Source organism: Duganella sp. CT11-25, assembly GCF_047302815.1.
Taxonomy (GTDB): Bacteria; Pseudomonadota; Gammaproteobacteria; order Burkholderiales; family Burkholderiaceae_D; genus Rugamonas.
In genome coordinates, this window is sequence record NZ_JBKBFD010000001.1 from 3650072 (window position 1) to 3662264 (window position 12193).

Annotated in this window: 8 protein-coding genes; 3 read left to right on the top strand and 5 right to left on the bottom strand. The window is 66.0% G+C overall.

The features are described from left to right. Positions 1-4: 4 nt before the first annotated feature. Entirely contained in the window at positions 5-1006 is a 1002-nt protein-coding gene (locus ACEN9F_RS15750) for a hypothetical protein (protein ID WP_413421084.1), read from the top strand. A 29-nt stretch (positions 1007-1035) separates the two neighbouring features. After that, complete coding sequence (locus tag ACEN9F_RS15755) at positions 1036-1473, top strand: hypothetical protein (protein WP_413421086.1); 438 nt, start codon at positions 1036-1038, stop codon at positions 1471-1473. Positions 1474-1516: 43 nt separating this feature from the next. Here ACEN9F_RS15755 and ACEN9F_RS15760 read toward each other — a convergent pair whose 3' ends face one another. The 5 genes from ACEN9F_RS15760 to ACEN9F_RS15780 form a co-directional block, all read right to left on the bottom strand. Further along, positions 1517-4675: a S8 family serine peptidase gene (locus tag ACEN9F_RS15760; RefSeq protein ID WP_413421088.1), complete on the bottom strand. Its 3159-nt coding sequence runs from the start codon at positions 4673-4675 to the stop codon at positions 1517-1519. A gap of 16 nt (positions 4676-4691) precedes the next feature. Next, positions 4692-5462 carry an NF038120 family PEP-CTERM protein gene (locus tag ACEN9F_RS15765; protein ID WP_413421090.1) on the bottom strand — a complete coding sequence of 257 codons (771 nt, stop codon included), beginning with the start codon at positions 5460-5462 and terminating at the stop codon, positions 4692-4694. Positions 5463-5892: 430 nt separating this feature from the next. Then, entirely contained in the window at positions 5893-8526 is a 2634-nt protein-coding gene (gene pepN / locus ACEN9F_RS15770; protein ID WP_413421091.1) for an aminopeptidase N, read from the bottom strand. A gap of 47 nt (positions 8527-8573) precedes the next feature. Next, positions 8574-10631 carry a prolyl oligopeptidase family serine peptidase gene (locus tag ACEN9F_RS15775; RefSeq protein ID WP_413421093.1) on the bottom strand — a complete coding sequence of 686 codons (2058 nt, stop codon included), beginning with the start codon at positions 10629-10631 and terminating at the stop codon, positions 8574-8576. Between the two features lie 99 nt (positions 10632-10730). After that, complete coding sequence (locus ACEN9F_RS15780) at positions 10731-11453, bottom strand: substrate-binding periplasmic protein (RefSeq protein WP_413421095.1); 723 nt, start codon at positions 11451-11453, stop codon at positions 10731-10733. Positions 11454-11594: 141 nt separating this feature from the next. On the opposite strand from ACEN9F_RS15780, the gene ACEN9F_RS15785 reads away from it, so the two are divergent. Continuing rightward, positions 11595-12173 carry a TetR/AcrR family transcriptional regulator gene (locus ACEN9F_RS15785; RefSeq protein WP_413421097.1) on the top strand — a complete coding sequence of 193 codons (579 nt, stop codon included), beginning with the start codon at positions 11595-11597 and terminating at the stop codon, positions 12171-12173. Positions 12174-12193: the final 20 nt, after the last annotated feature.

The following is a 12193-nucleotide window of genomic DNA, read 5'->3' on the forward strand; positions in this document are numbered from 1 at the left end:
GGCCGTGCGCTCGACTTTGCATTGCTGCGCGCTGCTGGCGGCGCTGGCCGCCGGCGGCGCCTTCGGCCAGCAGGCGTCCGCTCCCGTGCAGGTCACGCTGAGGGCGACGCGCGACCCGGTCGATAAATCCTACCGCAAGATGATCGCCGGCATGGACCGCTTCGAGCGCGACCATGCGCTGGCGCCGCAGGCGTCGCTGCGCTTCCAGCTGCTGCCGCGCCTGCCCACCACGCGGCTGGACGGCATCACCCTGCGCGTGCTGGGCGACACCGTGGCGCTGCCGGTCGCGGTGGCGCCCGACCACAGCTTCACGCTGGCGCGCGACGCCCGCGCGCTGGACGAGGACGCCGCGCTGGTCGCCAGCAGCAAGACCGCCACGCTGACCTGGCGCGCCCAGGTGCGCAGCCCCGGCGTGCCGGCGGGCATGCGGCGCCTGGGCGACCTGCGGCTCGAATGCCTGGTCGGCGTGGAAGCCGGACTGCTGTCGAACAACTCCCGCCTGTTCGCCTGGCTGGGCGAAGTGCTGACCGATGCCGACCGCGTCTGCTCCTCGCCGGACGGCAACTACCTGCTGTTCTCGGAACGCCCGCTGTTCGGCGTCACGCTGCGCGACGGCGCCCGCGCGGCCGCGCTGCCGCTGGCCGCGCTGTATGCGGGCGGCACGCAGACGCCGTCCACCCTGCCCTTCTGCGATTGCCAGGTGTTGCTGGACCGCAGCTACTACGCGCCGATATGGGACCGCGGCTGGTCCGACGATACGCTGCTCGCGTTCGACTACATGGATGATCCGCCCGGCCCCGGCGACGTCGGCGTCGCCGAAGACCACCGCAGCGTCGAACAGATGCGCGCCAGGCTGGGGCCGGCCGCGCAGGTGATCGGCTTCGACAGCGGCTACCAGGTCTGGCGCTACCGCTACCCGGCGGCGCGCCAAGGCGATGCGGAATTCGTGATCCTGTTCGGCCCCGACGGCATGGCCCGCAAGGCACGATTGAGCGATCGCTTGTAATGGCCGCGGCATTGGATCATCATGGGCGCATGAAGACCTCCGCCCGTTCCCTGTTGCGCCTTGCCCCGGCAGGCATGCTGATCCTGGTCGCCGCCTGCGCCGGCGCCCGTCCGTCCGCGCCGGAACCCGGGCCGGCCACCAGCGCCACGCTATGGCAGCAGATCCAGGCGGAAAACGCCAACCCCGCCTGCGACAGCGACAGCCAGTGCCACAGCCTGGGCGTCGGCGCCAAGGCCTGCGGCGGACCGGAGCGCTACCTGGCCTGGTCCAGCAAGCAAGGCGACGGCGCCCGACTCAAGGCGCTGGTGGAACAGCACAGCGCCGCGCGCCGCGCCGACGATGCGCGCGAGCACATGATGTCGACCTGCTCGCTGGTCAGCGATCCCGGCGCCGTGTGCCGCGCGGGCCGCTGCGAACTCGATGCCGTCAACCGCGGCAGCCCCGGCGGACCCGGCATCCAGCAATAAAAAAACCGCGGCCGAGGCCGCGGTTTCGCCATCAACGCCGCGATCAGAAAGCCAGCGTTTCCTTGTTGCGCGAGTTCTGGAACAGCGGCAGCGGATCGGTGGTGTCGATCTCCACCTGGGTCATGCCTTGCTTGACGCCGCCCAGCAGGAAGTTGACCACGCCGAAGTAGCGCTTGCCCACCGGCAGTGCCGACCAGCTCATGCCGACCGACGCGGTGCCGCCGATGGTGGCCGAGCTAGGCAGGTTGACCTTGAAGTTGCCGGCGGTCGAGGTTGGCTGCAGGATCCAGCTCGACAGGGCGTAGGTCGCCGAACCGCCAGCCGGCTCGTAACCGATCACGCACACCTTGTATTCGCCGGGCGCCGGCGCGTTCAGCACCACCGCCTCGTTGGCGGTCGCGCCGCCGCTGCTGCCCACCACCGAGGTACCGGTGATCACCACCAGGTCCAGGTCCGACAGGCCCGACTCGGCGCCGGTGGTATCGGCATCGTACAGCGAGAAACGCGCCGCGACCGTGCCGGCAGGAATCGTCACCGTGTGCAGGTTGACGCCCTTGGCGCCGCCCGCGTAGCACTGGTTGCTGGTGTTGAGCGCGGTGTTGGCCTGCTCGATGACGCGGGTGTCGACGGTGGCCGGCGCCAGCGCCTTGACCGCGCTCATCGCGCCGGCAAAGCCGGTGCCGACGGTCAGGATCTTGCTGCCGGTGGTCGCTTCGCTATACACCCCGGCTGGCGCGGCCAGCGCGCTGCCGCGCACGGTCAGCGGGCTGCGCACGGTGTGCACGCCGTCGGTCCAGCTCAGCTTGCCGTAGGCCCAGGTATCGATCGGCGCGGTGGTGCGGGTGACCTTGACCGTGAAGCTGCCCTTGGCGCCGGCGCCCAGCGTCAGCGTGGCGGGCGACACCACGACCGAGTAGCCGGGCACGGCGGCGGTGGCGTTGTAGGTCGCGCTGGTGGCGCCGACGTTGGTGACGGTGCGGGTCAGCGTCATCGAACCGAGGATGTTGCCGGCGGTCAGAGACGCCAGGTTCAGGTTCTGCGCCGCGATGCCGCCGCCGATCGAGGTGCACTGGGCCGCGGTGTAGATCAGGCCCTGGCCGCACAGGAAGCGTGCGTATTCGATCGGCTGGATGTCGTACACCAGGCCCGGATCGGCGGCCGAGGTCGGCGCGATGTGGCCGGCGCCCTGGCCCCACGGCAGCGTGCCGGTGGTCTTGGCGGTGGCGTCCCACGCCATCGCGCCGTTCAGGCCGTCGCTGAAGGTGTCGGTGGCGGTGGTCATCAGCGCCGATTTGATGGCGGCCGGCGTCCAGTCGGGATGACGCTGTTTCAGCAGCGCGGCCACGCCGGCCACGTGCGGCGACGCCATCGAGGTGCCGGTGTAGAACGCCCAGTCGGTGGCCGGTGCGACGCCGCCCGCCGCGATGGCGTTGCGCTGGGCCTGGGTCAGGTCGGCGCTGACGGCGGCCAGGATGTCGGTGCCCGGCGCGGTCAGGTCCGGCTTCAGGATGTTGGCGCTGGCCACGTTCGGTCCGCGCGACGACGAACCGTTCATGATCGGCGCCTTGACGGCCGGATCGAAGGTGGCGCGCAGGTTGCTCAGCAGGCCGGTGGCCGAGGCCGCGGTGGCGGCGATGTAATCCTTGACGATCTTGCCGTTTTCCTTGGTGATGTGCAGCGTCGACACGCTGTGCGGCTGGTTGATGATGGTCGCGTTGCCACCCTCGACGTTGGCGATGATGACGCCGGCCGCGCCGGCGGTCTTGCCGTTCGCGCTCTTGTTGACCAGCACGTTGTTGCCGCGGTCGCAGACCAGGATCTTGCCGCTGACCTTGGCCGGATCCAGCAGCGCCGCGACGGTGTCGGCCGGGCCGAAGCACTGGTTCAGGCTGACGTTGGCCGGATCGACGCCCGGCAGGCCGGCATCCTTGGCCAGGATCAGCGGCGCCGACGGCGTGTTGGCGTTGCTCGACGCGCCGGTGACGGTGGCGCCGCTGCCCAGCACGGCGTCGGCCAGGTAGATGCGGTCATGGGTCGAATTGCCGACCGTGGTCAGCCATGGGCTGATGTGCGACGCCGGCGCCGGCGCGGTCGCGGTCGGACCGGAATTGCCGGCCGAGGCGGCGACAAACACGCCGGCCGCCGCCGCGCCCAGGAAGGCTTGCTCGGTGGCTTCGTTGAAGGTGCCGCCGCCGGCGCTCGGGCCGATCGAGAAGTTGATGACGTTGACGCCGTCCTTGACGGCCTGGTTGATCGCCGACACGCTGTTGGAGGTGGCGCAGCCGTTCTTGGCGGTGGCGGCGTCGGTCCAGCACACCTTGTAGGCGGCGATGCGCGCGCGCGGCGCCATGCCGGTGATCTTGCCCAGGTTGAGGCCGTTGGTCAGCACGGTCACGCCGGCATTGCCGCCGGCGGTGCTGGCGGTGTGGTCGCCGTGGCCGCCCTCGCCCGAGCCGCCGCCGATCGAATCGCGCGCCGAGTTGAACTCGGTCCAGTGCAGCGCCTGGCCGGCCGACTTGTAGAAGCGCGCGCCGATCAGCTTGTTGTTGCAATTGGCGACGCTGAAGCCTTCGCCGGTATCGCAGCCGCCCTTCCATGTCGAAGGCGGCGCATCGTAGGCCAGCGTCGAGCCGCTGTGGCTCGGATTGCCGTTGCTGTCGATGCGGTCGGCAAAGCTCGGCTGCTCGGGCCAGATGCCGCCGTCGACGATGCCGATGATGATGTTCTCGCCGGACGAACCCTTGCCGCCCAGTTGCTCCCACAGGCCGCCGGCCTTGTCGAGGCCGAGGAAGGCCGGGGTGTAGCTGGTGTCCATCTGCATGATGGAGTCGGCCGTGATGGCGGCCACGCCGGAGTTTTTCTTCAGCGCGCGCACTTCGTCGTCGGTCAGCAGGGCCGAGAAGCCGTTGAAGACGACGTCGTACTTGTTGGTGATCTCGGCGGCGCCGACGGTGCTGATGACGGCGGCCTGCTTGGCGTCCAGGTAGTTGATGTAGGCCTGCACTTCGGCGGCGTCGACATTGAGGCGCTGGCCCTGGGCCGGCATGGTGGCGGCCAGGCCGCTGACCTGGCCGGTGTAGGTGGCGACCGGCTTGTCGGTCAGTTGCACGATGTAGGAACGGCGTTCGGTGTCGGCGGAGGCGTTGGCCGCCAGCGCGGACAACAGCAGCAGGACGGCGGTGGAGATAGGACGGAGTTTCATTGTGGAGTTCCCTTGCTTAGGCGTTGGCTTGTTTTTTTGCGCGGCGGCGCGACACCAGGCTGATGGCGGCCAGACCCAGGCCCAGCATGGCGTAGGTCTCGGGCTCGGGCACCGGCGCCAGCGTCAGGTTGTCGAGGGTGAACTGGGCCTGGTTGTCGGCCGGGTTCACGCAAGCGCCGTTGGCGTCCCACAGGCAAGAGCTGATGACCACGTTGTTGAACAGGGTGCTGCCGAAGGCGGAATTCAGGCCGGCGGTCAGGAACGGCGAGTTGCCGGTCGCGTTCAGGATAGGGAAGTCGAAGCTGGCGGAGACCGAGCCGCCGCCGACGGTTTGGCCGACCACGGTCAGCTGGCCGTAGGAATAGCTCGGCAAGCCGCCGACCGGCGCCAGGAAGGCGTACTGCAGGCTATACAGGCGGAAGGCATGGCTGTCGTCGCGCGAAATTTTCAGGCCGCCGTCGTTGACGCCCATGTAGAAGTAGCTGCCGTTGCCTGTCGGGCAGGCGGCGATGGCGCACAGATAGGGGTCGCTGCCGTTGCCGACGCCGCCGGCGAAGCCTGTGCCGCCAGGACCGGCTGTCGGCGTGTCGATCACTTCCATCGTGTAGCCGTTCTCACCAAACAGCTCGGTGCCGTTGTAGGTCGCGGAACCGATGGATTCGAAGTTGATGACATCCGCCATCGCCGGCGCCGCGCTCATCAGCGCCAGGGCGCCGAGTGCGGCGGCGGTCATTTTTTTCAGCCCGCGAACGGACGGGCCTTCCTGGAGTTGCTTGATGTGGTTCATTTCTCTTGCCTTGTGGTTGTGAGTGATGGAGCCATGGCCCGCCTGGTCGGTCCGCCTAGCTGGTGCCCTTGTCTACTTTTTTAAAAGTAACAATTAATATATACAAACCGCAAAGTTAAAGTAACGAAATATTAACGTTTATTGTTTAATTATCTTTACACAAAACCAAACAATATACGGATTGCACTATGAAGCCGAGGTCATCAACAAGTCATCAAATTGTGCTGATATAGTTGAATTTCTGTTGTGCTTTTACAAAAAAATTGTTGTGAACAGGAAATCCGTATCGTTTTTAAAATCCAGTGAAGTGCATGCAAATTCCAGCAACAGGCAGGCATCTTCTTTCTAATCTAGCCCAATAGTTGATAAAAAATCGGGACGAAAAAAAGCCAGCGCACGCGCTGGCTTGGTAGCTAAAAACAAGCGGCAATTAATGTATCGTCAATGCTTTCTTAATGGCAACGCAACGTTCGTCTTCCTGATGAGTTACCAGAAGGGAACGTCGAGTGCCGGCCGACAAATTTGAGGATTTAACAATCGCCGCCTGCAAGCGCTGGACGCTGGCCGGCGTGCAGCTGGCCGGCAGCATCGCGGCAGCGTAGGCGCGCATGTAGACCGGGCCGGCGGCGCCGTCCACTGCGGCCAGCGTGGACAGGCGCCGCTCCGCGCTCAACTCGCTCAGCGCAGCCTGCCCGGCCGGGTAGAGGTTGTACATCGCGGTACGGATCCTGGAGAACGGCAGCTTGGTCTGCAGGTCGCCGATATTGGCCAGCCATTCCGCCTTGACCTTGGCGTCCGGACGGACCACGGTGGCGGCCAATGCGGCCTGCTGGCCGCTGTCGGATTTGTCGCGCGCCTGCTCGGCCGCCAGCAAGGCCTCGCTGCCCGGATAGGCGTAACGGTTCAGGCGGTTGACGATCTCCCAGCGCAGGTCCTGGCCGACGTTCAGGCCCGGCACCACCAGCGTGCCGTCGAGGATCGCGGCCAGCTGCTTCAGCGCGGCGGGACTGCTGGCCACGCCCAGATAAGTGGCGAACCAGCGGCGCTGGAAGTTCTTGTCGGCGCTGGCCGCCTGCGTCGCGGCAAACGCCATCCGCTCCAGCTGCACGCCGGTGCTGGCCTTGTAGGCCGCCGCGGACGGCCCCATCGCATCGAGGTAGTCGACCGACGCGCGCACCTTGCCGACGATATCGCCCAGCAGCGTGTAATCCTTCTCGGCCGGCGCGTTGGCCAGCACGGTCGCCAGGAATGCATTCAGCGGCAGCTTGGCGCCGCGCACGCCATCCCACAGGCTTTGCCACAACATCGAGCGCAGCAGCGGATCCTCCACCTTGCCCAGGCTGGATTGCGCGGTCGAGAACGATTTCTTATCCAGTTGCACTTGCGCAAAGCCCCAGTCCTGGTAGTTCGGATAGACCAGGTCCGGGCAGGCCGCGCCTTTCAGTTCAGGCACGGCGGTGCGAGCGCCCTGGTAGGTCACGGCCAGGTTCTTGCTCAGGCCCAGGCCCTGCGCGTTGAGGTTGAACAGCGCGATCTGCACGCGCTGTTCACGCAGGGTCGGCATCGCCTTGCCGGCCGCGCTCTGGTGCAGCGTGAAGGACGAGACCTTGCCGCCTGCACAGCTGAACTCGGCCGCGATGGTGTTGACGCCCGGCTCGTACAGCCACTCCTTGGTCCAGCCGCCGAGGTCGCGGTGCGCGGCCTCGCCCAGGCTGCCGATGAAGTCGTCCAGCCTGGCGTTCCGGTACGCATACTTGACCAGGTAGTTGTGCACCCCCTGGCGGAACACTTCCTCGCCCAGCAGGTGGCGCAACTGTTTCAGCGTCGACGCGCCCTTGGAATAGGTGATGGCGTCGATGTTGTCGAAGGCGTTGGCGGTGGAGGGCACCGGCGTTTCAATCGCGTGCGTGGTCACGCGCTGGTCCTGCACGTAGGCGGCCTGCTTGCCGCCCGAGTAGAAGCCCTGCCAGGCATTGCCGAACTCGGTGGATTCGGCCGTCGCCAGCGTGCCCATGAAGGAGGCGAAACTTTCGTTCAGCCACAGGCCGTTCCACCATTTCATGGTGACCAGGTCGCCGAACCACTGGTGCGCCATCTCGTGCATGATCACGCCGGCCAGGCTTTGCTTTTGCGCCGTGGTCATTTCTTCCTTGTGCAGGAAGCTGCCTTCGGCGAAGGTGATCGCGGCGGCGTTTTCCATCGCGCCGTACAGGAAGTCCGGCACCAGCAACTGGTCGTATTTCTCGAACTGGTAAGGAATGCCGAAGTACTGGTCGAAGAAGCCCAGCCCCTGCTTGGTGTAGGTGAACCAGTCCTGCGGCGACACCTGCGCCGCCACCGACTGGCGCGCGAACAAGCGCATCGGATACTTGCCGCTGTTGTCTTCCCATACCTTGTACGGACCGGCGTGCATGGAGAAGTTATACGGGCTCAGCTTTTTCGAGCGCGGGAAGGTCCAGCGCTTGCCGCCGGCCAGCTCCTCCACGCCGCTCTCGCGCATGGTCGACGACACCACCCAGTCGGCCGGCGTGGTGACGGTGACCTGGTACGTGCCCTTCAGGTCGGGCTGGTCGAACACCGGGAACATCTGGTGCGCGGCGGCCGGCTCGAAATGCGAGTAGGTGTAGACGCGGCCGTCGACCGGATCGACCATGCGGTGCAAGCCTTCGCCGTTGGTGCTGTGCAAGCGCTCATAAACGATGCTGACGGTGTTGCGGCCGGCGACCAGGTCCTGCGGCGCCAGCGTGATGAACCACTGGTTGTATTGCGGCGTGACGGCCTTGCCGTTGACGGTCATGCTGGCGATGCTGGCCTTGTCGAGGTCGATGGTCAGCGCTTGCTGCTTGTCGGCCAGGTCGAAGCTCAGCGTGGTGGCGCCGCTGAAGCTTTCCTTGCCGGTCAGCGCGAACGCCAGCGTGTAGTCGACATTGCTGACGCGGGCCGAGCGGGCTGCCGCGTCTTCCTGCGACAGGTAGGCGTTTTCCGCGCGCGCGGCGGTTGCCGGCGCGGCCTGCGCGGCGCCGAAGGCCAGCGCGATGGCGGCGACGATGATACATTTCTTCATGAGATGTCCTTGAATGTGGAAACGCCCGCATCGGCGGGCGTCGTGTTTTACTTTTTCAGGTAGCTATCGAGCCAGTCGATCACGGTGTGATGCCACAGCACCGAGTTGGCCGGCTTCAGCACCCAGTGGTTCTCATCCGGGAACATCAGCAGCTTGCTCGGAATGCCGCGGCGTTGCAGCGCGGTGAAGGTGCCCAGGCCCTGCGAGGTCGGAATGCGGAAGTCCAGGTCGCCCTGCACCACCAGCATCGGCGTCTTCCAGTTCTTCACCTTCAGCGCCGGATTGAACTTCTCGTGCAGTTCCGGCACGTCGTAGTAGGCGCCGCCGTTTTCCCATTCGGTGAACCAGATCTCTTCGGTGGCGTAGGCCATGCCGCGCGTGTCGAACACGCCGTCATGGTTGACGATGCACTTGAAGCCGTCCGACCAGTTGCCTTCGATCCAGTTCATCATGAAGCCGCCGTAGGACGCGCCCAGCGCGCAGCTGCGCTCGCGGTCCAGCCACGGGAATTTCTGCACCGCCGCCGCCAGGCCTTTTTGCAAGTCCTCCAGCGGCTTGCCGCCCCAGTCGCCGCTGATCGCATCGGTGAACTTCTGGCCGTAGCCGGTCGAGCCGTGGAAGTCGATGAACACGGTCGCGTAGCCGGCGCCCGCGTACACCTGCGGATTCCAGCGGTAGCTCCACGAGTTGCCGAAGCTGCCCTGCGGGCCGCCGTGCACCAGGAAGGCGATCGGGTACCTGGCGCCGGCCGTGGCGTTCCATGGCTTCATCACGTGGCCGTAGACGGTCTCGCCGTTGGCGCCGGTGAAGGAGAATTGCTCGTACTCGCCGAACTTGACGTCGGCCAGCGCGGCCTCGTTCAGCGTGGTCAGCCGGGCAGCCTTCTCGCCCGGCGCGCCCAGCTTGAACTTGAACAGCTGCGCGCCCGACGACAGGTTGGCCTGCGCCATGACGATGGTGTCGCGCGCGACGTCGAAGCCGCTGACATAGCCCTTGCCGGTCAGCGCATTGACCTTGCCGCTGGCGGCGTCGATCGCGAACAGGCGGTGCTGGCCGATATCGTCGGCGGTCGCCAGCAGCGCCTTGCCGTCAGGCGTCCACTGGTAGTCGGCGATCGAACGGTCCCAGCCGTCGGCGACGGTGCGCTTCTTGCCGGTGGCGACATCGAGCAGCACCAGGTGGAAGCGGTCCGCCTCGAAGGTCGGCTTGTCCATGGCCAGGTAGGCCAGGGTCTTGCCGTCCGGCGAGTAGATCGCTTTCGTGTCCCAGGCCTGGTTGTCGGCGGTCAGGTTCTTCGGCTCGCCGCCGGTGGCCGGCACGGTGTAGACGTCGAAGTTGGTCGACCACGCCTCGGTCTTGCCGGCGATGCGGGCCGAGAACACCACAGTCTTGCCGTCCGGGCTGAAGTGGTATTCGTCGTGGTCGCCGAACGGCTTGGACGGCACGTCGCCGTCCAGCATGCCGGACAGGCTGACCGGCTGCGCGCTGACCTTGCCGCTGGCGTCGATCGGCGCCGAGTACAGCACGTTGTTGCGGCCGTCGGCCCAGGTATCCCAGTGGCGCACGAACAGCTTGTCGTAGACCTTGCCGCTGGCCTTGTTCTTGGCCTGCGCGTCGAGGCGCGCCTTGCTGCACGCCAGGTCGGCGCAATCGCGGAACACGGCCACGCTCAGCGCCAGGCGGTCGCCCTGCGGCGACAGGCGGAAGTTTTCCACGTCCAGCGGCAGGTCGGTGACCTTGGCCGCCTCACCGCCGGCCAGCGGCAAACGCCACACCTGGTTCGAGCCGGAGCGGGCCGACAGGAAGTAGACGGCGTCGCCGTTCGGCGACCATTCGGGATCGCTGCTGCTGGCGTCGGCCTGGGTCAGGCGCACCGGCGCGGCCTTGGCCGCGCGCAGGTCCAGCAGCCACAATTGCGTGTTGCCGCGGTTCTTGTCCATATTGGTCGAGCGCACGGTGTACACCACGCGGGTGGCGTCCGGCGACAGCACCGGACTGCCGACGCGCTCCATCTTGACCATGTCTTCTACGGTGAAGCCGCGCGGCGCGGCCATTGCGCTGGACGCCGCCATGGCGGTCCCAAGCAGCAGCAGTGGTAATCTCATTCGGTGATCTCCGACGTTATAAGAAAAATACCGGCTGGTGGCCGGCTGTCGGACATGATACCAAGAGTGCGGCGCAGCAAGCAAAACTGTTACTTTATGCTACTTGCCGGCGCGCGCCTGGCGGATGGCGTCCCAGTAGGCGTCGATCTGCGCCCGGTGCCGCTGATAAAAGCCCTTGTTGACGATCAGGTACATCGGCGTGACGTCGAAAGGCGTCGGCAGCATCTCGATCTGGCCGCGGTACTTGCGCGCGATCAGCTGCTCGCCCTCGCCCTGCTGGGTCACCACGGCGGCCACGCGGTTCTGCGCCAGCATGGCGAACACCTGCTCCGGGCTGGCGGCGCTGTCGTCGATCACCACGTTCAGCTGGCGCAGCCGCGATACGTGCAGCAGGCCCGGCTGGGTACCGACCGGTTGCCGGCCCAGGTCGATGAACTGCCTGCCGTCCCAGCCGACCTTGCCGCCCTGGCGGCGCGATACCGTGAAGTTGAGGTCGCCGACCGCGCGGCTGGTGTCCGGCTGCGACGCCTTCATCGGATAGGCGCTGTAGGACGTGCGGTCTTCGATGAAGGCGGCCAGCATGGCGTCGACCTCGCCGGTGCGCAGCTGCTCCATGCACTGGAAGCGCGGCCTCACCACGTTCTGGATCGTCACCGGCTGCAGTTTCGATGCGCGGCGCAGCAGTTCCTGCGCCTGGCCCGAGCCGTCCGGCAAGGTCATCGGCGGGAACGGATGGTCGAAGACGCACATCTTCAAGGCCAACGGCGCGGCCTGCGCCAACAGTGGGAAAGCCAGCAGCAGCGGCAGAAGCTTGTAACGCATGGTATTTTCCATTTTAAGACCCGAAGTATCATCAATATAGCTGGGTGCCCGCCGATTGTCTCAAACTATTTATCGGCCGCTATCGCACTGCAACAACAAAAAGTGCTTGACATATTTAAGACGACCGGTCATATTACATGCATGCCTAAACCTAACGTCAAAGAGCAACTCGTCGCCACCAGCCTGGGCCTGCTGCACAGCAAGGGCTTCAACGCCACCAGTGTGCAAGACATCACGACGGCTGCCGGTGTGCCCAAGGGTTCGTTCTACAACCACTTCGCCAGCAAGGAAGCGCTGGGCCTGGAGGTGTTGCAGCGTTATTCGGAGAAGGCGGCGGAACTGGGCGCGGCGCTGCACGACACCTCGCTGACGCCGCTGGAGCGCATCCAGCAGTATTTCCGCGATTATATTGAATCGAATGTCGCGGATGATTTTAACTGCGGCTGCCTGCTGGGCAACTTCAGTACCGAGCTGTCCACGCAGGTGCCGGCGATACGCGAGGAAATGCAGCTAGCGTTCGGCAAATCCGCCGGCGCGCTGGCGGGCGTGATCGCCGCGGGCCAGCGGGACGGCAGCATCGGCACGGCATGCACGGCGGCCGAGTTGGCCGACTTCGTGGTCGACGCCTGGCAGGGCGCGGTGCTGCGCTCCAAGGTCGAGCACAGCCGTGCGCCGCTGGACCGTTTTGCCCGCATAGTATTGGGCCGTATTTTGGCGTGATTTTTTTTCGACCGATTTCA

Excerpts from the sequence above, each read along its gene's own strand:
- ACEN9F_RS15755 (WP_413421086.1), top strand. The coding sequence starts at position 1,036 with ATGAAGACCTCCGCCCGTTCCCTGTTGCGCCTTGCCCCGGCAGGCATG.
- ACEN9F_RS15760 (WP_413421088.1), bottom strand. The coding sequence starts at position 4,675 with ATGAAACTCCGTCCTATCTCCACCGCCGTCCTGCTGCTGTTGTCCGCG.
- ACEN9F_RS15765 (WP_413421090.1), bottom strand. The coding sequence starts at position 5,462 with ATGAACCACATCAAGCAACTCCAGGAAGGCCCGTCCGTTCGCGGGCTG.
- pepN (WP_413421091.1), bottom strand. The coding sequence starts at position 8,526 with ATGAAGAAATGTATCATCGTCGCCGCCATCGCGCTGGCCTTCGGCGCC.
- ACEN9F_RS15775 (WP_413421093.1), bottom strand. The coding sequence starts at position 10,631 with ATGAGATTACCACTGCTGCTGCTTGGGACCGCCATGGCGGCGTCCAGC.
- ACEN9F_RS15780 (WP_413421095.1), bottom strand. The coding sequence starts at position 11,453 with ATGCGTTACAAGCTTCTGCCGCTGCTGCTGGCTTTCCCACTGTTGGCG.
- ACEN9F_RS15785 (WP_413421097.1), top strand. The coding sequence starts at position 11,595 with ATGCCTAAACCTAACGTCAAAGAGCAACTCGTCGCCACCAGCCTGGGC.